Here is a 19,609-nt window from a genome sequence, read left to right on the forward strand (position 1 = left end):
AGACAAAAATTACGTTCAGCGCATTACGGTGCCGCGGCGGGTCAGGCGGGGTGCGAGCAGCTGGATCGCCGGAATCTCCGGCCCGGGGACCGGATCGAGCAGCCGGAACAGGGTGTCCATCGCTGTCCGTGAGACGTCGCGCGGTTCTTCGGAGACGTTGGTGTATTCGCCGGCCTCGCGGTCGGGACTCACCCCGATGACCGAGATGTGCACCCCGGGTACGACGTCGTGCCGGCGCAGGGCGTGCATCAGCGGCACCACCATCGCCCCGTTCGGCACCACCAGCCCGAGGCGCCCGCCGGCATGTCCGGCCAGAATACGGTCGACTGGCGGTTCGTAGCGGCCGTCGGCCGGTTCGACGACGGTGAGCGGAATGCCGCGGGCCTCGGCCTGCCGGTGGGCGGAACGCAGGAAGCGGACGGCGAAGTTGGCCCGGCGTTCGGACACCCCGGCTCGCCAGTTCACCACGATGATCTCGTCGTGGTGGGTGCCGGCCAGCTCGTCGACGGCCAGCCGGGCCGCCTCCTCGAAGTCGAGGTCCACGCAGTGCAGGCCGGCCGGGTCGGCGGGGACGCCGACCAGCACCACCGGGACGCCCAGCTCGGCCGCCACCGGGACCCGCTCGTCGTGCTCCAGGATGTCCATCAGCACGATCGCGTCGCACAGGGCCCGGCCCGCCAGGCGGCGCAGGCCGGCCGAACCCTGGTCCGCGGTGACCAGCAGGACCTCGTAGTCGCGCTCGCGGGCGCAGTGGGCGATCGTCTCGATGAACGGCAGCAGGGTCGCCGCCTTTCCCTCGGCGTCGAACGGCACCACCAGGCCGATCACCTGGGTCCGGCGGCCGGCCAGGGACCGGGCGCCGGCGTGCGGCTCGTAGGTGAGCTGCTCCATCGCGGCCAGGACCTTCTGCCTGGTCTTCTCCGAGATCGAGCGCTTGCCGGTCATCACGTACGACACCGTGCTCTGCGAGACACCGGCCATGCGCGCGACGTCCTTGCTGGTGAAGGAAGCCACGGCACCTCCCGGGAGGAAATCGTCGATGCGTATCGACGCTAACCCTCCGACGGGCTCCGCTCAAGTGCCTGGCGGTCCCAGTGCCCCACGTCGGCGGCCGCCAGGTAGGTCGACTCCAGGAAGTCGTGCAGGGCCCGGTCGGGGTCGGGGGCGGTCGCCACCGCCTCGTACGGGAGGAGGAACTCGCGGAGATCCTCGTCGTAGTAGGTGGCGGCGGGCCACACCGGGGCCTGCGCGTAGCCCGGGGGCTCGGGGTAGGCGTACGCGTAAAAGGCTCCTTCGTCGCCGCCGCCCGGCCAGAAGCCGAAGCTCGCCAGCTCGTGCGAATAGCCCTCGTGCATCACCGACGGCGGGCAGTTGGGCGCGACGCCCGGGTGCGGCGGCGCGAGGCGGCCGGAGAAGCGGGTGTGCGCGAGGTCCATCGCGCCCCAGAAGAAGTGCACCGGGCTGGCCTTGCCGACGAACGCGTTGCGGAACTCCGCCAACGCCCGCTCCACCCGCAGCAACTGCTGCCAGAACAGCCGGACCGCGTCGGCGTCGTAGCTCGCGTGCGTGGTGTCCTCGGCGAACGGGATGGCGTTCTCGACCTCGTTCGGCACCGCGTGGATCTGCACCCGCACCCCCAGGGTGGCCAGCGCGTCCATCGTCTCGGCGTAGAACGTGGCGACCGGCTTCGGCTCCAGTGCCACCGCGGCCGCCCGGCCGTCGCCGGTTCGCAGCCGGAGCACGTGGTCGAGGAAGTCGAACTCGATGTCGAGCGTGCCACCCTCGTACGGCATCGCCGACGTGCTCAGCCCGCGGGCGGTCGGATAGAGCGTGACGTGCCACCAGTGATTGATCGGCGGGGTCAGCGCCATCCGGATCTTCCCGACGATCTGGGTCCACATGTGCAGCGTGTCCCGGGTGGCGGTCCAGTCCGCGACGCGCAGGCGGGGCCACTCGATCTTGTCAGCGCTCATCGGCCGAGCTTTGCACACGCGTGGGCTGGGGTTGCCGGAGGCCGGTGACCAGCAGCGTGACGATGCGCCGCACGTCGTAGCCGGGATCCTGCACGGTCCAGGCGACCAGGTCGCCGACCGCCCTGATCAACTCGTACGGCCGGATGTCGGCCACCACCTCGCCGGACTTCGTCGCGGCGTCGAGCAGCTCGGCCAGGACCGGGACGAGGCGGTCGAGGAACAGCTGGTGCAGCGCCGTGTAGCCGGCCGCGTCGCCCTTCCACACCGTGGCCACGCCGTGCTTGGTGGCGAGGAAGTCGACGAAGAGGTGGACCCAGTCGAGCAGGGCGGCGAACGGTGACTCGGCCGCGGCGAGCAGGGCCGGGCCGGCCTCGGCGCAGGCGTCGATCTGATGCCGGTAGACCGCCACCATCAGGTCGGCCCGGGTCGGGAAGTGCCGGTAGAGCGTGCCCATGCCGACCCCGGCCGCGGCGGCCACCTCGCGGACCGTGGCGTTGACCCCGGAGGTCGCGAACACCCTGGCTGCGGCGTCGAGCAGGGCGCGTTCGTTGCGCTCGACGTCGGCGCGGCGTTTCGGGGTCACTCGCTGATTGTGCCACTGTTGCGAAACGGAGCGGCGCTCCGTATGGTCAATACGGAGCGCCGCTCCACTTTTGTCTCTCGTTAAGGACCCCCCAATGCCGATCCTGTCTCTCAAGCCCGTCGTGCTGCCGGTGCCCGGCCGCGGCGACGACCTCCAGGTGCGCGTCTCCGCCCCGGCGACCGGCTCCGGCCTGCCGGTGATCGTCTTCGCGCACGGCTTCGGCCAGTCGATGGACTCCTACGACCCGCTCGTGGATCACTGGGCGGCCAACGGCTTCGTCGTGATCCAGCCGACCTTCCTCGACTCCGCGACCCTCGGCATCACCCCGGCCGACCCGCGCTACCCGACCATCTGGCGGACCCGGATCGACGACCTCGAGCGGGTCATCGACGATCTCGACGTCGTGCTCGCCGCGGTGCCCGGGCTGGCCGGGCGGGTCGACCGCGAGCGACTCGCGGTCGCCGGGCACTCCTGGGGCGGGCAGTCGGCCGGCATGCTGCTCGGCGCGCGGGTCGTCGGCCCGGACGGCCGGCCCGGCGAGGACCGCACCGATCACCGGGTCAAGGCCGGCGTGCTGCTGGCCACCACCGGGCTCGCCGGGGACGACCTGGTCGAGTTCGCGCGGACGAACTTCTCGTTCATGAGCCCGGACTTCGACCAGTTGAAGACCCCGACCCTGGTGGTCGCGGGCGACGACGACCAGTCGGCGCTCTCCACCCGCGGCCCGGACTGGTTCACCGACGTCCACCGGCTCAGCCCGGGCGCGCAGCACCTCGTCACGGTGTTCGGCGGGCAGCACTCGCTCGGCGGCATCCACGCCTACCGGGCGACCGACACCACCGACGAGAGCCCGGCCCGCGTCGACCTGATCCGCCGCACCACGACCGCGTTCCTGCGGACCGCGCTGGGCGTCGATGCCGGTGCGTGGGATTCGGCCGCCGCGTCGACGGAATCGGCCGGCGCTATTCGCTGATCGTTGTCACGTCGTCGAGGCCGGCGATGGTCAGCACCGGGGCCAGCAGCGGGTTTGCGATCAGGTGCAGGTGCTCGACGTGCGGGAAGAGGACGGACAGGCCGGCGCTGTCCAGGTATTCCACCGCGGTGAGGTCGACGACGAACGGGGTGTCGGCGGCGGTCTGCCGGGCGCCGGCCAGCGCGGTGGCGAAGGCGCCGGCGTTGCTCATGTCGACCTCGCCGGTGGCGGTGAGCACCACGGCGCCGTCCGGGCGGCGGCTCGTCGTAAAGGTCAGGGCAGTGCTCATCGGGGAATCCTCGCTTGCAGGCCGACGATGGTTCCGGCGGTGCCGGTGGTCACGGTTACCTCGGTCATCAGCGCCCTCATCAGGTTGAGACCGCGGCCGCGGTGCGGGTTGTCGGCCGGCTGCGGGGTCCGCCAGAGGCCGCGGTCCGTGATGGTCAGGTGCACGTCGTCGGCGGTGGCGGCGGCCTGCAGCCGGACCGTGCCGGCCGGCCGATGGCGGTGCCCGTGCTCGATGGCGTTGGCGCAGGCCTCGCCCGCGGCGACCAGGATGTTCTGGGCGACCGACGGGTCGATGCCGCAGCGGGCGAGCCAGCCGCGCAACGCCGAGCGCACCGGGGCGAGCCGGGTCGGCTCGGCCGGGAAGTCGAGCTCGAGCGGGCCGGGGTGCCGGTAGAGCAGCAGCGCCACGTCGTCGTCGTAGCCGCCGGCCGGGGCCATCCCGTCCATCACGTCGTCGGCCAGCTCCTCCAGGGTGTCGTCGCGGCCCTGCTGGACGGCGGTGGTGACCCGGTCGATGCCGGCGGTCAGCGGCTGGCGGCGCCGCTCGACCAGCCCGTCGGTGTAGAGCAGCAGGGTCGCCCGGGCCGGCACGGCGTAGTGCGCCGCCGGCCGGTCGGTGCGGGAACGGACCCCGAGCGGCCGGGACCGGCCCTGGTCGAGCAGGACGGCGGTGCCGTCGGCGTGGGTGACCACGGCCGGCGGATGGCCGGCGCTGGAGTACGCCAGGTCGCCGGTGGCCGGGTCGAGGACGCCGCAGAAGACGGTGGCGCAGGTGGCGCCGGGCAGCCGCACCGCGAACCGGTCGAGGGCGGTCAGGGTCTGCGCCGGGTCGGCGGTCTGCAGCAGCAGCGCCCGGCAGGCGCTGCGCAGCTGACCCATCACGGTGGCGGCCTGCAGGCCGTGCCCGACGCAGTCGCCGACGACGATGCCGATCCGGCCGTCCGGCAGGGTGACCGTGTCGTACCAGTCGCCGCCGACCTTCAGCGGCCGGGTCGCCGGTGCGTAGCGCACCGCGAAGCCGGCCGGCAGCTCGGCCGGGCCGAGGATGGCCCGCTGCAGGGCCAGCGCGGTCTCGCGCTGCTGGTCGATCTGGTGGATCCGGTTCAGGCCCTGGCCGAGGTGGCCGGCCAGCAGGGCCAGCAGGGTCTGGTCCTGCTCGGTGAAGGGCCGGTTCTCGGCCAGCTCGACGAAGAGCACCATCGTCCCGTCCGGGTGCTCCAGCGCGATGCCGGCCCCGCCCGCCTGCTCGGCGACCGAGGTGAGCAGCGGCTTCTCGCGCAGCGTGGCCAGCTCCTGGCGGCGCGCCGCGCTCAGGTCGTCCCAGCTCAGCTCCGGGTCGGTGGTGACGACGGCCGGGGAGTCGGCGTCGCCGAAGACCACCGCGCAGACCTGCGTCGCCTGCCACAGCTCGCGCAGCGTGACCAGCACCCCCTGCAGCGCGCCGGTCAGGCTTTCCGCCTGGGAGAGACGCACGCTGAGCACGGCGAGCGCGCTTTCCCGCTGTACGGCGTAGTGCTCGGCGGTCACGTCCCGGAAGGTGCCGACGATGACGTGCCGGCCGGTCTCCGGATCGGCGACCTTGTTGAACGCGGCGGCGACCCAGAGCCGGTGCCCGTCGCGGTGGATGACCGGAATGGTGTACGTGCCCCGGCTCTGCTCGATCAGCATCCCGAAGGCGCCGGTCACCTGCTGGTAGCCCTCCGGGTCGGCGGCCGGGTCCGGCCACCAGGGGTGCACCGGCACGTAGGGCAGGCCCTCCGGCCCGTAGCCGAGGATGTCGGCGAAGGTGGAGTTCATCTCGATGATCGCGCCGTCGTCGTCGCAGACGAAGAAGGCCTCCTGCAGCGAGTCGATCAGCGCGGTCCGCCAGCGGGCGTGGTGATTGCGCAGCCGGGCCAGCTCCACGTTGGCCCGCACCCGGGCCAGCAGCTCGGCCGCGGAGAACGGCTTGACCAGGTAGTCGTCGGCACCGGCTTCGAGGCCCTCGATGGCCGCCTCCTGCCCGGCGCGGGCGGACAGCAGCAGCACCGGCGTGCCCGCCGTCCGCGGGTCGGCGCGCAGCGCGGCGACCAACTCGAGACCGCCGAGGCGGGGCATCATCACGTCGCTGACGACCAGGTCGGGGTTCTGCGCGCGGGCCGACTCCAGCGCGGCCTGCCCGTCGCCGACCGCCTCCACCCGGTGCCCGGCCGAGCGCAACAGCCGGGTGAGGTAGTCGCGCATGTCGGCGTTGTCGTCGGCGATCAGCACCCGGGCCCCGGTGGCCGGCGCCACGACCTCCGGCGCTTCCTCGGCCGCGCCCGGCACCCAGCGAAGAGCTTCCTGCACGTACGGGTCGGCTGTGGCCGAGACCCCGGTGGTGCCGCCGCCGGCCGGCAGATGCCCGGCGCCGAACGGCAGCCGGATGACGAAGGTGGTGCCCGCGCCGACCGTGCTGTCCGCGGTGATGGTGCCGCCGTTCAGCTCGACCAGCTCCTTGACCAGGGCCAGGCCGATGCCGCTGCCCTCGTTGGAGCGGGAGCGGGCGTTCTCGATGCGGTGGAACCGCTCGAACAGCCGCGGCATCTCGTCGGCGGGCACCCCGATGCCGGTGTCGGTGACGGTGACGACCGCCCGGTCGCCGTCGGCGCGCACGGCGACCCGCACGGTGCCGGTGAAGGTGAACTTCAGCGCGTTGCTGAGCAGGTTGAGGACGACCTTCTCCCACATCTCCCGGTCGAGGTGGACCGGCTGGGCGAGCGGTGGGCAGTCGACCTCGAAGGCCAGGCCGGCCCGCTCGATCGCGGAGCGGAAGACGCTGGCCAGCTCGGTGGTGGTGGCGCTCAGGTCGACCGGTTCGAAGCCGGCCTGCATGCGCCCGGCCTCGATGCGGGAGAAGTCGAGCAGCGTGTTGACGAGCTTGCCGAGGCGCAGCCCGTTGCGGTGGATCACGTCGAGGTCGGCGCGGACGCCCTCGTCCCGGATGTCGGTCCGGCTGTGCAGTTCCTCGGCCGGCCCCATGATCAGGGTGAGCGGGGTGCGGAACTCGTGGCTGATGTTGGAGAAGAACGCGGTCTTCGCCCGGTCCAGCTCGGTCAGCTCCTCGGCCCGGCGCTGCTGGGCCTCGTAGTTGCGGGCGCTGGCGACGCCGGCCGCGACGTGCCCGGCGACGAGCGTGAGGAAGCCGCGGTACGCCTCGTCCAGCTCGCGGAAGCGGTTGATCGCGGCCACCAGGAACCCGTACGGCGCGCCGCCCTGCTGGAGCAGCGGCAGGAGCAGGGCCTCGCGCGGCGGCTCGGCCCAATCTCCGGTCGGCAGGTCGCCGGCCGGCAGGTCGCCGGTCAGCGGCACCAGCACCGACTCGCCCCGGGCGAGCTGCGCGGCCGGCCAGGCGTGCGCGGCGATCGGGTGCCCGGCGTCGATGCCGGTGGTGGCGGCGAGCCGGGCCGCGCCGTCGTCGAGCAGGTAGGTGAGGGTGAACGGCAGGTCCCGCCGGTTGTGGCCGAGCTGCGCCCCGGCGAACGCGAGCATCTGCGACTCGGTGCGCACGGCGCTGGGGTCGGAGCCGAGGTCGCGCAGCGTCGCCATCCGGCGCTCGCCGATGACCCGCTCGGTCTCCTCGCTGACCACGCACAGCATGCCGACCAGCGCGCCGTCGTCGTCGCGCAGCGGGCTGTAGGAGAAGGTGTGGTAGCTCTCCTCGGTGTAGCCGGACCGCTCCAGGAAGAGCAGCAGCGCCTCGTCCCAGGTGGCCTCGCCGGCGGCGAGCACGGTGTCGATGCGCGGGCCGATGTCGCCCCAGATCTCGGCCCACACGTCGCTGGCCGGGCGGCCGAGCGCCCACGGGTATTTCTGGCCCAGGGTGTCGCGCCGGTAGGCGGCATTGCAGAAGAACGTCAGCTGCGGGCCCCACGCCATCCACATCGGGAACCGGGACGACAACAGGATGCTGACCGACGTCCGCAGACTCTGCGGCCACTGCTCGGGCGGGCCCAGCGGGGTCGCCGCCCAGTCCACCGCCGCGAGGTCGCGTCCGACGTCGTCGCCGGCGGCGAACACGTCCTCACTCATTACCCGGGCTCCCCCTGTGATCGGCCGCCGCAGGCTCGTACGATACGCACCCGCTCCGGCGGCCGGCCCCCGGACCGGGCTAAGTCTGGCCGTGGCGGCGACCCCTCAGGAAGCATCCATCTGCTTGCGCAGCTTGGCGAGGGCCTTGGTGAGCAGGCGGGAGACGTGCATCTGGGAGATGCCGACCTGATCGGCGATCTCGCTCTGGGTCAGGTTGCCGTAGAAACGCAGGCTGATGATCTTCTGCTCGCGTTCGTCCAGGCGGGCGAGCGCCGGGCCGAGCGCGACGCGCAGCTCGGCCAGCTCGAAGCCGTCGTCCTCGCCGCCGAGGGTGTCGCCGAGGGTGGTGCTGCCGTCCTCGTTCGCCGGGGTGGAGAGGCTGGTGGAGTTGTAGGCGCGGGCGCCCTCCAGGCCTTCCAGGACATCTTCCTCGCTGATCTCGAGGTGGGCGGCGATGTCGGCGACGGTGGGGGAGCGGCCGAGGGTGTGGCTGAGCGCGCTGTTCGCGCCGGTGATCGCCAGCCGGAGCTCCTGCAGGCGCCGCGGGACCCGGATGGACCAGGTGCGGTCGCGGAAGTGCCGCTTCAGCTCGCCGACGATGGTCGGGATGGCGAAACCGGCGAACTCGATGCCGCGGTCGGGGTCGAACCGGTCGATCGCCTTGATCAGCCCCATCACGGCGACCTGGTTGAGGTCGTCGACCGGCTCGCCGCGGCCGGAGTAGCGGTTCGCCAGGTGCCGGGCCAGCGGCAGCCAGGCCTCGATCGCCTCGTCCCGGGCGCGCGCCCGCGACGGGTGACCGGCCGGCATGGCGGCCAGGGCCAGGATCAAATCTCCGGCGCGATCGGTGCTGACTGCTACGGCTGTCATGAGGCTTCTCCCTGCAGAGATGTCCACGATAGTGCGGTAATTGCCGCGCAGCATCTGTTCCCGGCGGGGACCTGGGGCTAAACCCATCCGATCGGGTGGGAAATGTCGGCCGATCGGAGGTTGTCCGGCCACGGAGGGGGACGAAATTGCTGTACGGCAACGGTCTGTGGAGAATGTTCCGCCGTGAAGGTGCTCGAGCTGCACAGATGGACCCTGCGCCGCCGGGTGGCGGGACTGTTCGCCGTCGCCGGTCTGGCGATCGCCGGCATCGGCGTCTCCGCCGCGATCACCACCGCCGACAGCAACCGGCACCTCGACACCATCCTCAACAAGACCGGTCCGATGCGGGTCGCCGGGCAGGAGCTCTACTCGGCCTTCCTCGACCAGGAGACCGGCATCCGCGGGTACGCGCTGAGCCGCTCGGCGAAGAACCTCGAGCCCTACCAGCAGGGCGTCGTCACCGAGGAGAAGCTGCTCGGCGACATCGAGAAGCTCAACGCCAAGCACGGGCTCCCCTCGATCGCGGCCGACCTGACCCGGGTGCGGCAGGTGGCGCAGCGGTGGCGGACCGACGTCGCCGAGCCGGTCATCACCGGCACCGGCCCGCAGGTCGACGAGGCGGCGGGCACCGCCCGGTTCGACGCGGTCCGGGCCTCGGTCGACCAGCTCCAGGCCGACATCCTGGTGCTGCGCAACGAGGCGGTCGACGCCGCCCGGCGCACCGGGTCGGTCCTGGTCGGGCTGGAGATCGGCGCCGCCGGGGTGGTGCTGCTGGTCGGCGCGCTGATGATGTTCCTGCTCGACCGGCTGGTCACCCGGCCGGTGACCGACCTCGCCGAGCAGGTCCGCCGGGTGGCGGCCGGCGACTACGAACGGCAGATCACCAGCGGCGGTTCGCCCGAGCTGCGCAGCCTCGCCGCCGACGTGGACGGCATGCGCCGGCGGATCGCCGACGAGTTGCAGGAGGTCCGCGCGGCCCGGGCGCTGGCCGAGTCGGCCACCGAGCGCCTCGAGGCCAAGGCCGAGGAGCTGACCCGTTCCAACCGCGATCTCGAGCAGTTCGCCTACGTCGCGTCGCACGACCTGCAGGAGCCGCTGCGCAAGGTGGCCAGCTTCTGCCAGCTGCTGCAGCGCCGCTACGCCGGGCAGCTGGACGCGCGGGCCGACCAGTACATCGGGTTCGCGGTCGACGGCGCCGACCGGATGCAGCGGCTGATCAACGACCTGCTGGCGTTCTCCCGGATCGGGCGGATCACCACCGGGTTCAAGCGGATCGAGCTCGGCCGGATGCTGACCGAGGTCGGTTCGCAGCTGGAGCACCGATCCGCGGAGGCGGACATCGGCTGGGGTGAGCTGCCCGCGGTCGAGGGCGAGGAGCCGCTGCTCACCACGCTCTTCGTCAACCTGATCGGCAACTCGCTGAAGTTCCGCCGGCCCGATGTGCCGCCGGTCGTCCGGGTCACCGCCCGGCGTGACGGCGAGCAGTGGGCGATCAACGTGCGGGACAACGGCATCGGCATCGAGAAGGAGTTCGCCGACAAGGTCTTCGTCATCTTCCAGCGGCTGCACCCGCGCGAGGCGTACGAGGGCACCGGCATCGGCCTGGCCATCGTGAAGAAGATCGTCGAGTACCACGGCGGCCGGATCTGGCTGGACCTGGACGCGACCGAGGGTTCGTCGATCTGGTTCACCCTGCCGGCGGCGGAAGAGTCGCCCTGAGCTCGATTTTCGATCATCGGCACGGGGAAGGCGTGCCGCGTGGGCGCCGAAGGCATCGACTTCCTTACCGGGCGGCCGCGGTGACCCCGGGGTGCGCCGATGCGCGTACAGTCTCGGGGTAACCGGCAGTTTTCCGGTGCTGTGCCATTTCAATGGCCTCGGTGGACCTCGTCCCGCCCGTGCGATCGGGCCGGACCCGCGTTTGCGTTGGTCCCGGACCTCCAGTCACTGATCGTGCTGGCCATCAAGATCATCAACCGTACGTCGGTCTGATAGACCCCTGGCTGTGGCGGCTCGACTGATTCAGCGGTCCGTCGCAGCCAGGATCACCGCGCGAAATGGAGACAAATGATCATTTCCAAGGCACTCATCCTCGCCGAGCTGCGCAATCGCGGGCAGAATCACCGCGCCGACTTCGTCGACCGGCAGCTCCCCGACGAGGTCGACACCAACAAGCACGGCGGCCTGCTGGCCACCCTGCAGCTTGACCTGGAGAAGCTGGCCAGCTCAGACCCTATGTAGAAAACCGAGCAAGGGTCCGCTACGGTAGGCCGCATGACGACCCCCGTGCGGGTGACCGCCGCCGTGTCGAAGGTGCTGGCCGCGTTCCTGGCGGATCCGGCGGCCGACCGCTACGGCCTCGACCTGATGCGTGCCACCGGCCATCCCAGCGGCACCCTCTATCCGATCCTGCTGCGCCTGCAGCACGCCGGCTGGGTCGAGGCGGTGTGGGAGGAGATCGATCCGGTCGCCGCCGCCCGGCCCGCCCGCCGCTACTACCGGCTGACCCCCGACGGCCTGATCGCCGCCCGCACCGAGATCGCCGCCCTGCGGCAGCAGCTCGACCGGGCCACCGGCACCGTCACGAAGCCGAGGCCCGCATGAGCCGCCTCGCGCACCGCTTCCTCGACGCGGCCGCACGCCGCTGGCCGGCCGAGATCCGCGACGAGATGGCCCAGGAATGGCACGCCGAACTCGCCGCGATCGAAACTGAGCCGGGCGGCAAGAGACGATCATTTGCGTACGCGTTGAGCCTGCTCCTGTCCCCGCCGGTCAAGGACCGCACCGGCGCACCCAGGGGCTGGGCGGAAACCACCGGCGCCCTCGCCCCGGCCGGGGCGCTGATCCTGACCGGGTTGCTGACCCTCGGCGTGGCCCGGGGCGCCGACCTGCTGACCAGTTTCCTGTTCGACCTGGCCGGCCTCGACCCGTACGTTCTGGCCTGGCCGTCCGCCATCGCCAACGGTGTCCTGGTCGCGGTGTGGTGCCTGCTGGCCGGCCGCTGGCTCGGCCGCCGCGTGCCCCTGGAGGAGACCGCCCGGCTCGGCCCGGCCGCGTCGGCCGCGTTCGCGCCGCTGCTGTTCGTTCCCGCCCTGCTCATCCCGGCCGTCACCGACTCGGATCCGCTCTACATCGCCGGCCTGCTGATCGGCCTGCTGGTCTGGGTCCCCGGGATGGCGGCGCTCGGCGCGGCCGTCGCCCGCGGCCGGCGCGGTCTCCCGTCGATGCTGATCGGCACCCCGCTGCTCGGCGTGCTCGGCGCGATGGCCGCCACCCTGCCGATGATCGTGGCCGGCCCGGGCGGCCCGTCCGTCGGCCTGCGCGCGGCGGCGGCGTCGCTGCTGAACGGCACGGTGCCGGACGAATACATGGTCATCCCGGAGGGCGCCCTGTCCAGCCGCGGCTTCTACTTCTTCGGGCCGTGGGCGATCACACTGGCCACGTTCGGCGTCCTCGCGCTGGCCTTCGGTACGGCCGCTCTGCGGCCGCTGCCCCAGCTCGCCCCGACCGCCTCGCCCGCCGGGGACGAACCAGCCCCGAGGCCGTCCATCGTGGTGGCCGTCGGCGCCGCCGGCGTGGCGCTGGCGGTGATCGCCTGGGCCTACACCGTGACCATCCTCAGCCCGGGAATGCTGACGGTCTCCGCGACCGCCCCGATGCCGGGCGGCGACGGCGAGATCTACCTGTGGGTGGCCGAGCTGCGCTGGAGCGCGATCCTGATGGCCGCGCTGGCCATGCTGATCGCCACCGCCGACCGGCGCCGCGCGCTGGCCGCGACGCTGGTGCTGGCCGGCGCGCTGGTGGCAGCGGACGGCGTGCTCGTCCGGGTACACGCCGCCGGGGCCGGCGGCCTGCGGCTGACGCTGCTGATCGGGGCGGTCCTGGTCGCCGCGGCCTGGTTGGTCGCCCGTGGCCCGCTGCCGGGCGCCGGGGTCACCACAGTGGTGCGCCGCCGGGCCGGCGCGGCCGCGGTGATCGCGGCCGGCTGTGCCCCACTGCTGCTCACCCAGGGCACGCCCGGCGTGAACCACCCGTTCCTGCCGGCCGGCCTGCAGCTGACCACGACCGGGCTGGTGGTCCTCGGGATGCTGCTCGCCGCCATCCCGGCGGTGACCCTCAGCCGCTACCGGGTCCCGGCGTGGGCGGCCGTCCTGCTCATCGGCGTGCCGGTCGTGGCCGTCACCGTCGCCGGGTTCGCACCGGTCTCCACCGAGTCCGAGGACACCGGCTACGGCGCGCTGGGCGCGCTGGTCGGGCTGCCGGTGGCCATCGTGGTGCTCGCGCTGCTCCGCCGGCACCGGCCGCGGCGCCGTGGCCGCACGGCCGCGCTGTGGACCCTGCTGACCCTGGCCGGCCTGCCCGCGACCTTCGCGATCCTGTTCACCGGGGTGGCCCTGACCAGCATCGTGCCCGATCTGCTGTTCGCCGTCGAGGGGCTCGGCTACCCGGCCGACGGCATCTCGTTCGTCCCGGGCGCCGTCCTGCTGATGACCCCGTTCGCAGCCCTGATGTCGGCCCGCCTCGACGGCCGGCCCGGCCAGGGGGAGCAGGCAGCCCAGCCCTGGCCGGCCCCCGATCCGCTCAGCTCAGGCGAGACCGTGCCCGGCTGAACGCCTTTCCCGGGCCGGATCCTCGGCCCGGGCCCGGCTGATCCGCGCGCCGAGCACGTTGGGCGCGACGCACCACAGCAGCACGACCACGGTGGACGCGGCGAAGCCGATGGCTGACGGCGTTCCGGTGAACATGGCCTGGGCGTTTCCGTACGGGGTCAGCCATCGGCCCAGGCCGCCGCCCGGGTCGATCGCTCCGAGCAGGACGGTCACCGCCATCGGCACCACGATGGTCGCGGCCATCGCGACGACACGGCGGCGAAACAGCAGGCCGCAGGCCGTTCCGACCAGCTGCGCGATCGCCTGGGCCAGCACCGAGGCGGCGACGAGCGCGGCGAACCGGGCGGCGGACGGCCAGACGCCGCCCGCCGGCGCGGTCGCCGCCGCGGCCAGCAGCACGCCGGCCAGGGCGAAGCTCGCCGCCAGCCGCACGGCGGCGAGCACCCGCGGCGCGAGCCGGCGGTCGGCCGCGGGCTCGGATCGGGTCAGGCCGGCCACGGCGAGGACGCCGAAGAACGGCACGAGCACCGACATCGCCAGTTGCACGATCTCCAGCACGTCGCGGAAGGCCGGGGGATCGGAGCCGGAGGCCGCGGCGAGCCAGGCGGCGACGGCGCCGGCGAGAAGGGTGGCGGTGGCGAGCAGGAGCGTTGTCATGCGGCCAGCTTTGTCCGGCGCCGGGCTGCTGTCGTCGGCAATCGGTCGCGGCCGGCGCCTACTTTGGTCGGGGGTCCGCGCGACTTTGGTAGGGGGTGCCGGCGCCCCGATTCGCATTAGCCTGACGGGGTGATCGGGGATCGGGTCCGGGATGTCGTCGCGGTCGTGGCCGCGCTGGCCATCGGCGCGCTCCTGGTGACCGTCGGCGATCCGACCGGCCCGGTGCCCGGCCTGGTGCCGTGGCCGGTGGATGTCGTGATCGGCGTGCCGGCCTGCTTCGCGCTGCTGCTCCGGCGCCGCCGCCCGCTCGGCCTCGCCGCGCTGGTCGTGCCGCTGAGCGCGGTCTCGGTGATGGCCACCGGCGCGGTCCTGGGCGCGGTGTTCGGCCTGGCACTGCGCCGCCGCCCTGCAGTCGCGGCCTGGTTCGCCGCGGGCTACCTCGGCACCATCCCGATCTACCTGCTGCTGCAGCGCGAGCCGCGGATGGCACTGTGGACCGACCTCGTCGTCCGCGGCGTGCTGGTGACCGCGGCACTGGGTTGGGGGCTGTATGCCCGGGAGCGGCAGGCCCTGATCGACAACCTCGACGAGCGGGCCACCCGCGCCGAGGCCGAGCAGGCGTCCCGGGTCGCCGGGGCCCGCCGCGACGAGCGCGACCGGATCGCCCGCGAGATGCACGACGTGCTCGCCCACCGGCTGTCGATGATCAGCCTGCAGGCCGGCGCCCTGGAGCTGCACCCGGCCCTCGCCCCCGACGTGCACCAGGCGGCCGGGGTCATCCGGTCGGGCGCGCACGAGGCCCTGGAGGAGCTGCGGTCGGTCATCGGCGTGCTGCGCCACGACGCCGGGGAGGAGCCGGAGCCGCCGCAGCCCGGCCTGGCCGAGGTCCCGGACCTGGTGGCCGACGCCCGGCGCTTCGGCAGTGACGTCCGCCTCGACGACCACCTCGCCGAGCTGCGGCCGCCCGGCGTGACCGGCCGGGTCGCCTACCGGGTGGTGCAGGAGGCGCTGACCAACGCCCGCAAGCACGCCCCCGGCAACCCGGTGCGGCTGGTGCTGGACGGCGGCCCGGGGGAGGGCCTGCGGATCGAGGTGAGCAACCCGGCGCCGGGCGCCGCACCCGGTTCGGTGCCGGGCAGCGGGGTCGGGCTGGCCGGCCTGGCCGAGCGGGTCGAGCTGGCCGGCGGCCGCCTGGTGCACGGCCCGGCCGCGGGCCGCTTCCGCCTGGAGGCCCGGCTGCCGTGGCTGGCGTGACCGCCCTCCCGGCCCGGCTGCGGTGGCCGGCGTGACCGCCCGCCCGGCCCGGCTGCGGTGGCCCGCGTGACCGCCCGGCCGGTCCGGGTCGCGGTCGTCGACGACGATCCGCTGGTCCGCAGCGCGATCCGGTTGTTGTTCGCCGGCGCCGCGGACCTGGAGATCGTCGCCGAGGGCGCGGACGGCGCCGACGTGCCCGAGCTGGTCGACGCCCACCACCCCGACGTCGTCCTGCTCGACGTCCGGATGCCGCGGGTCGACGGCCTGGCCGCGGCCGAGCGGCTGTGCGCGCGCCCCCGCTTCCCGTACGTGGTGATGCTGACCACCTTCCACGCCGACGCGTACGTCCTGCGGGCGCTGCGCGCCGGCGCCTGCGGCTACCTGCTGAAGGACGCCCCGCCCCGGGAACTCCTGGACGCCGTCCGCCGGGTCGCCGCCGGCGAGCCGATCCTCAGCCCCGCGGTGACCCGCCGCCTGATCGAGCAGGTCGCCGACCCGGTCGGCCACGACCGGCGCGCGGCCGCCACCGCCCTGCTCGGCCGGGCCACCGACCGGGAGCGCGAGGTGGCCGGGGCGGTCGCCCGCGGCCTGTCGAACGCCCAGATCGGCGCCGAGCTCGGTATGGGCGTCCCGACGGTCAAGGCCCACGTGTCCCGCCTGCTCACCAAGCTCGACCTGGACAACCGAGTGCAGCTCGCCCTGCTCGTGCACGAGGCTACGTTGGGTGGATGAGTTCACTCGGCAACAGCGGCATCGAGGTCTTCCCGCTCGCTCTCGGCGGCAACACGTTCGGCTGGACCAGCGACGAAGCGACCTCGCATCAGGTCCTGGACGCGTTCGTCGAGGCCGGCGGCAATTTCATCGACACCGCCGACGCCTACTCGGCCTGGGTGCCCGGCAATGCCGGCGGCGAGTCGGAGACGATCATCGGCGACTGGCTGAACACCCGTGGCAACCGTGACCGCGTGGTCATCGGCACCAAGGTCAGCCAGCACCCGCAGTTCCGGGGCCTGGCCGCCGCCAATATCGCCGCCGCCGCGGACGCGTCGCTGACCCGGCTGCAGACCGACCACATCGACGTCTATTACGCGCACTACGACGACGCCAACACCCCGCTCGAGGAGACGGCCGCCGCCTTCGACGCCCTGGTCAAGGCGGGTAAGGTCCGGGCGATCGCGGTCAGCAACTACAGCGCCGACCGGATCCGCGAGTGGTTCGAGATCGCCCGCCGCGACGACCTCACCCTCCCGGTGGCCGTTCAACCCCATTACAACCTGGTGAAGCGGATTGCGTACGAGCGTGACATCGCCCCGGTCGCGGCGGCCGAGAACCTCGCCGTCGTGCCGTACTACGCGCTGGCCAGCGGCTTCCTGACCGGAAAATACAAGACCACCGAGGACCTGGCCGGCGCCGTTCGAGGGCAGGGCGCCAAGGGGTATCTGTCGGAGGCCGGCCTGCAGGTGATCAAGGCCCTGGAGGAGATTGCCGGCGCTCACGGCGTCGCCCCGGCGACGGTGGCCCTGGCCTGGCTGCGCACCCGCCCGCACGTGGCCGCCCCGCTGGCCAGTGCCCGCACGGTGGAGCAGCTGCCGGCCCTGGTCGCGTCGGCCACCCTGGAGCTGGACGCCGACGAGCGCCGAGCCCTGGACGAGGTGTCCGCCCAGCTTCCTGAGTGATCACTTGCGCCGGGGGCCGAGACTGTCTGTCATGCACATGCCGCATCGCGCCCGGACCGCGCTCATCTGGTTCGCCGTAGCGGCCGCGGCCGTACCGCTGCTGTGGCTCTTCATCTCCTCGGCCGGCAGCCGCGAGTTCGTCGATCCGACCGGCGACGCCCGCCGCACCCTGAACGCCGCCGCCCTGGTGGCGTTCGTCTGGGCGGGCGTCGCCGGCACGCTGCTGCGCCGCCCGGCCGTCGCGCTGTCCGCGGCGGTCGCCGGCGGCGCGGCCCTGCTCGCGACGACGGCGACGGTGCTGGCGGCCGTCAATCACGCCGCCGACTTCGCGGTGCAGGCGTGGGGCATCGCGCTGCGCGGCGTGGCGCTCACCCTGCCGGGCGCCGCCATCGGGTACGCGGTCGCCGCCGTCACCCGCCGCCTCACCCCGCACGTGGACCGCCCGCCGACCGGCTGGGTGTTCGGGTCGGCGGCCCTGCTGTTCATGGCGGTGGACGCGCTCGGCCTGGTCGCCCAACCGGCCCACCGGCTGCTGACCGGCCCGCTGTTCGGCTGGCTCGCCGGCGATCACGGGCAGGGCGGCCCGGCGGTCCTGTTGGCCCTGGTGGTGGTGCCCGCGGCGATCGCGCTGCTGGCCGGCCGGTTCACCCCAGGCGGTACGGCCGGGCGAACTTCGAGCGGTACGCCGACGCACTGAGCCCGAAGTGCGAGCGGAAGCGCCGGGCGAAGTAGTTCGGGTCCGCCCAGCCCACCGATTCGCCGATCGCGTTGATCGGCCGGTCGCTGTGCAGCAGCTGCTCGGCGGCGAGCTCGACGCGCAGCCGGGACAGGAAGGCCATCGGCGGCAGCCCGGTGGCCAGTTTGAACAGCCGCACCAGGTAGCCGGGCGCCAGATGCAGGTCGCCGGCCAGCTCGGTCAGGGTCCACGGGTGGGCCGGGCGGGCCTCCATCCGGCGCATCGCCTCGACGACGGACGGGTGGACGCGCTCGGAGACCTGCGCCGCCTCACCGAGGGCGGCCCGGGCGGCATAGCCGAGGGCCAGCGACAGCCGGGCGATGATGTCGGAGCGGTGCAGCCGCAGCGACCGGGTGGTGAGCTCGCTCATCGCGTCGAGCTCGGCCACGCAGCCGGCCATCTCGTCCGCGGTCAGATGGGTGGTGAGGACGCCCCGGCCGTGCCCGGCGTACGGCCCGGTCCACAGCAGGTGCCCGAGCAGCGGGTCCTCCCGGGTCCAGGCGAGCTCACGATGCAGCAGCTCGGCCGAGAAGCAGCAATTGTGGACGACCAGGCCGGCGCACTCCTCGTAGCCGTGCCACACGCCCGGCCGCAGCAGCACCACGTCGCCGACCTGTAACGGCCGCAGGCCCGCGTGCGTGCGGTGCGCCCCGGAGCCGGCCACCACCAGCGCCATCTCGACGAAGCTGTGGGTGTGCGCCTCCATCTCGGTGGCGTGCAGGTGCTGTCCGGCGTACGCGATCGAGTCGTCCCCGAAATGGACCAGCGTGTAGGTCTGCCGAATGGTCTCCCCGTGCACGTCCCGACGCTACTCGCTTGATCAGGATCGATGAGGTGGCGGAGAGCACAGGGTCTTCCGGGGCAGATCGCCGCCCGGCGATTGGACACTTAGCAAAGTTAGCCTTACCTTACTTGCGTGCAGCCCCAGACCATCCGGAGACTCGGCGTCTTCGTCGTGGCGGTGGCGGTGCTGGGTGTGGTCGTCGTCCTGAGCCTCATGATCGGGCGGCAGGCGATCTCGCCCGGCGACGTCCTCCGCGCGCTGGCCCCCAGCGCCCACGGCGACAACGCCGACATCGTGCGTGGGCTGCGGCTCGAACGTACGGTCATCGGGCTCGTCGCCGGGCTCGCGCTCGGCGGCGCCGGCGCCCTCATGCAGGCCCTCACCCGCAACCCGCTCGCCGACCCCGGCCTGCTCGGGGTGAACGCGGGCGCGGCCGCCGCGGTCGTCACCGGGTTCGCGTTCTTCGGCATCTCCAACGGCTTCGCCCAGACCGGCCTCGGCCTCGCCGGGGCCGCGGTCGCGTCGGTCGTGGTCTACCTGCTCGGCAGCGGGTCACGCTCGGCCGCCACCCCGGCCCGCCTGGCGCTGGCCGGCACCGCCCTGACCGCGGTGCTGTTCTCCTACATCAACGCGGTCGCCATGCGCGACCAGGCCAGCTTCGACCAGCTGCGGTTCTGGGTGGTCGGGTCGGTGGTCAACCGCGGCTACGACCGGCTGCTGATCGCCCTGCCGCTGATCGTCATCGGGATCATCCTGGCGCTGCTGATGACCCCGGCGCTGAACGCGCTCGCGCTCGGCGAGGAGAGCGCCCACGCGCTCGGGCTCAGCGTCGGCCGGGCCCGGGTCGCCATCGCGGTCGCCATCACCCTGCTGTGCGGGGCCGCGACCGCGGTGGCCGGCCCGATCGTCTTCGTCGGCCTCACCGTGCCGCACGTCGCCCGCATATTGTGCGGCGCCGACCAGCGCCGGGTGATCCCGATGTCGATGCTGCTCGCGGCCGGCTTCCTGGTGCTCAGCGACACCCTCGGACGCGTCGTCTCGGGCGGCGCCGAGGTGCAGGTGGGCATCGTCACCGCCGTACTCGGAGCTCCTGTCTTTATTGCCCTTGTTCGTCGCCGGACGCTGGTTGCGGCATGACCGCCTGCACCGAGCGGC

Annotated in this window: 18 protein-coding genes; 10 read left to right on the top strand and 8 right to left on the bottom strand. The window is 73.1% G+C overall.

Annotated features, from left to right (window positions below):
• Window positions 1-15: 15 nt before the first annotated feature.
• From Adu01nite_RS12680 to Adu01nite_RS12690, 3 genes are read right to left on the bottom strand one after another with little or no spacing between them, the layout of a single operon-like run.
• Window positions 16-1,014 (bottom strand): LacI family DNA-binding transcriptional regulator, encoded by a 999-nt coding sequence (locus Adu01nite_RS12680; RefSeq protein ID WP_203726817.1) that lies wholly within the window; start codon window positions 1,012-1,014, stop codon window positions 16-18.
• Window positions 1,015-1,052: 38 nt separating this feature from the next.
• The gene (locus tag Adu01nite_RS12685; protein ID WP_203726818.1) at window positions 1,053-1,973 is read right to left on the bottom strand and encodes a DUF5996 family protein; all 921 of its coding nucleotides are present in this window, start codon (window positions 1,971-1,973) and stop codon (window positions 1,053-1,055) included.
• Window positions 1,963-2,556 carry a TetR/AcrR family transcriptional regulator gene (locus Adu01nite_RS12690; RefSeq protein WP_239132340.1) on the bottom strand — a complete coding sequence of 198 codons (594 nt, stop codon included), beginning with the start codon at window positions 2,554-2,556 and terminating at the stop codon, window positions 1,963-1,965. Before Adu01nite_RS12690 ends, Adu01nite_RS12685 begins: the two co-directional genes overlap by 11 nt.
• A 94-nt stretch (window positions 2,557-2,650) precedes the next feature.
• On the opposite strand from Adu01nite_RS12690, the gene Adu01nite_RS12695 reads away from it, so the two are divergent.
• Window positions 2,651-3,529 (top strand): alpha/beta hydrolase family protein, encoded by an 879-nt coding sequence (locus tag Adu01nite_RS12695; protein ID WP_203726819.1) that lies wholly within the window; start codon window positions 2,651-2,653, stop codon window positions 3,527-3,529.
• Here Adu01nite_RS12695 and Adu01nite_RS12700 read toward each other — a convergent pair.
• The 3 genes from Adu01nite_RS12700 to Adu01nite_RS12710 all read right to left on the bottom strand — a co-directional run bounded on the left by Adu01nite_RS12700 (window position 3,519) and on the right by Adu01nite_RS12710 (window position 8,737).
• Window positions 3,519-3,818 (bottom strand): STAS domain-containing protein, encoded by a 300-nt coding sequence (locus Adu01nite_RS12700; RefSeq protein ID WP_203726820.1) that lies wholly within the window; start codon window positions 3,816-3,818, stop codon window positions 3,519-3,521. The two genes, Adu01nite_RS12695 and Adu01nite_RS12700, sit on opposite strands and share 11 nt — an antisense overlap.
• On the bottom strand, window positions 3,815-7,867 hold the full coding sequence (locus tag Adu01nite_RS12705; protein ID WP_203726821.1) for a SpoIIE family protein phosphatase: 4,053 nt from the start codon (window positions 7,865-7,867) through the stop codon (window positions 3,815-3,817). The genes Adu01nite_RS12700 and Adu01nite_RS12705 overlap by 4 nt, the downstream gene beginning before the upstream one ends.
• A 105-nt stretch (window positions 7,868-7,972) precedes the next feature.
• On the bottom strand, window positions 7,973-8,737 hold the full coding sequence (locus Adu01nite_RS12710) for an RNA polymerase sigma factor SigF (protein ID WP_203726822.1): 765 nt from the start codon (window positions 8,735-8,737) through the stop codon (window positions 7,973-7,975).
• A 183-nt stretch (window positions 8,738-8,920) separates the two neighbouring features.
• Here Adu01nite_RS12710 and Adu01nite_RS12715 point away from each other — a divergent pair, with 183 nt between their 5' ends.
• From Adu01nite_RS12715 to Adu01nite_RS12730, 4 genes are all read left to right on the top strand, one after another.
• Entirely contained in the window at window positions 8,921-10,456 is a 1,536-nt protein-coding gene (locus Adu01nite_RS12715) for a sensor histidine kinase (RefSeq protein WP_239132341.1), read from the top strand.
• Window positions 10,457-10,804: 348 nt separating this feature from the next.
• Window positions 10,805-10,978, top strand: coding sequence for a hypothetical protein (locus Adu01nite_RS12720; RefSeq protein ID WP_203726824.1), 174 nt, complete (start codon window positions 10,805-10,807; stop codon window positions 10,976-10,978).
• Between the two features lie 33 nt (window positions 10,979-11,011).
• Window positions 11,012-11,341 (top strand): PadR family transcriptional regulator, encoded by a 330-nt coding sequence (locus Adu01nite_RS12725; RefSeq protein ID WP_203726825.1) that lies wholly within the window; start codon window positions 11,012-11,014, stop codon window positions 11,339-11,341.
• Complete coding sequence (locus Adu01nite_RS12730) at window positions 11,338-13,347, top strand: hypothetical protein (protein WP_203726826.1); 2,010 nt, start codon at window positions 11,338-11,340, stop codon at window positions 13,345-13,347. The genes Adu01nite_RS12725 and Adu01nite_RS12730 overlap by 4 nt, the downstream gene beginning before the upstream one ends.
• Here the strand turns inward: Adu01nite_RS12730 and Adu01nite_RS12735 are convergent.
• Window positions 13,324-14,004: a hypothetical protein gene (locus Adu01nite_RS12735; protein WP_203726827.1), complete on the bottom strand. Its 681-nt coding sequence runs from the start codon at window positions 14,002-14,004 to the stop codon at window positions 13,324-13,326. The genes Adu01nite_RS12730 and Adu01nite_RS12735 overlap by 24 nt on opposite strands.
• Before the next feature lie 129 nt (window positions 14,005-14,133).
• Between Adu01nite_RS12735 and Adu01nite_RS12740 the strand changes: the two genes are divergently transcribed.
• Genes Adu01nite_RS12740 through Adu01nite_RS12755 form a run of 4 tightly spaced genes read left to right on the top strand, consistent with a single transcriptional unit; the run spans window position 14,134 to window position 17,631 of the window.
• On the top strand, window positions 14,134-15,258 hold the full coding sequence (locus Adu01nite_RS12740) for a sensor histidine kinase (protein ID WP_203726828.1): 1,125 nt from the start codon (window positions 14,134-14,136) through the stop codon (window positions 15,256-15,258).
• A gap of 57 nt (window positions 15,259-15,315) precedes the next feature.
• Window positions 15,316-15,990, top strand: a complete 675-nt coding sequence (locus Adu01nite_RS12745; RefSeq protein ID WP_203726829.1) for a response regulator — start codon at window positions 15,316-15,318, stop codon at window positions 15,988-15,990.
• Complete coding sequence (locus Adu01nite_RS12750) at window positions 15,987-16,934, top strand: aldo/keto reductase (RefSeq protein ID WP_203726830.1); 948 nt, start codon at window positions 15,987-15,989, stop codon at window positions 16,932-16,934. The genes Adu01nite_RS12745 and Adu01nite_RS12750 overlap by 4 nt, the downstream gene beginning before the upstream one ends.
• A 31-nt stretch (window positions 16,935-16,965) precedes the next feature.
• Window positions 16,966-17,631, top strand: coding sequence for a hypothetical protein (locus Adu01nite_RS12755; protein WP_203726831.1), 666 nt, complete (start codon window positions 16,966-16,968; stop codon window positions 17,629-17,631).
• Here the strand turns inward: Adu01nite_RS12755 and Adu01nite_RS12760 are convergent.
• On the bottom strand, window positions 17,579-18,469 hold the full coding sequence (locus Adu01nite_RS12760; RefSeq protein WP_203726832.1) for an AraC family transcriptional regulator: 891 nt from the start codon (window positions 18,467-18,469) through the stop codon (window positions 17,579-17,581). The two genes, Adu01nite_RS12755 and Adu01nite_RS12760, sit on opposite strands and share 53 nt — an antisense overlap.
• Before the next feature lie 162 nt (window positions 18,470-18,631).
• On the opposite strand from Adu01nite_RS12760, the gene Adu01nite_RS12765 reads away from it, so the two are divergent.
• Window positions 18,632-19,591, top strand: a complete 960-nt coding sequence (locus tag Adu01nite_RS12765; protein ID WP_203727026.1) for a FecCD family ABC transporter permease — start codon at window positions 18,632-18,634, stop codon at window positions 19,589-19,591.
• Window positions 19,592-19,609 lie beyond the last annotated feature (18 nt).

The sequence above is a fragment of the Paractinoplanes durhamensis genome, assembly GCF_016862175.1.
GTDB classification, from domain to species: Bacteria; Actinomycetota; Actinomycetes; order Mycobacteriales; family Micromonosporaceae; genus Actinoplanes; species Actinoplanes durhamensis.

Bases quoted from the DNA above. Each gene is read 5' to 3' on its own strand.
- Adu01nite_RS12685 (WP_203726818.1), bottom strand. From the start codon at position 1,973: ATGAGCGCTGACAAGATCGAGTGGCCCCGCCTGCGCGTCGCGGACTGG.
- Adu01nite_RS12695 (WP_203726819.1), top strand. From the start codon at position 2,651: ATGCCGATCCTGTCTCTCAAGCCCGTCGTGCTGCCGGTGCCCGGCCGC.
- Adu01nite_RS12700 (WP_203726820.1), bottom strand. From the start codon at position 3,818: ATGAGCACTGCCCTGACCTTTACGACGAGCCGCCGCCCGGACGGCGCC.
- Adu01nite_RS12705 (WP_203726821.1), bottom strand. From the start codon at position 7,867: ATGAGTGAGGACGTGTTCGCCGCCGGCGACGACGTCGGACGCGACCTC.
- Adu01nite_RS12710 (WP_203726822.1), bottom strand. From the start codon at position 8,737: ATGACAGCCGTAGCAGTCAGCACCGATCGCGCCGGAGATTTGATCCTG.
- Adu01nite_RS12720 (WP_203726824.1), top strand. From the start codon at position 10,805: ATGATCATTTCCAAGGCACTCATCCTCGCCGAGCTGCGCAATCGCGGG.
- Adu01nite_RS12725 (WP_203726825.1), top strand. From the start codon at position 11,012: ATGACGACCCCCGTGCGGGTGACCGCCGCCGTGTCGAAGGTGCTGGCC.
- Adu01nite_RS12730 (WP_203726826.1), top strand. From the start codon at position 11,338: ATGAGCCGCCTCGCGCACCGCTTCCTCGACGCGGCCGCACGCCGCTGG.
- Adu01nite_RS12735 (WP_203726827.1), bottom strand. From the start codon at position 14,004: ATGACAACGCTCCTGCTCGCCACCGCCACCCTTCTCGCCGGCGCCGTC.
- Adu01nite_RS12750 (WP_203726830.1), top strand. From the start codon at position 15,987: ATGAGTTCACTCGGCAACAGCGGCATCGAGGTCTTCCCGCTCGCTCTC.
- Adu01nite_RS12755 (WP_203726831.1), top strand. From the start codon at position 16,966: ATGCACATGCCGCATCGCGCCCGGACCGCGCTCATCTGGTTCGCCGTA.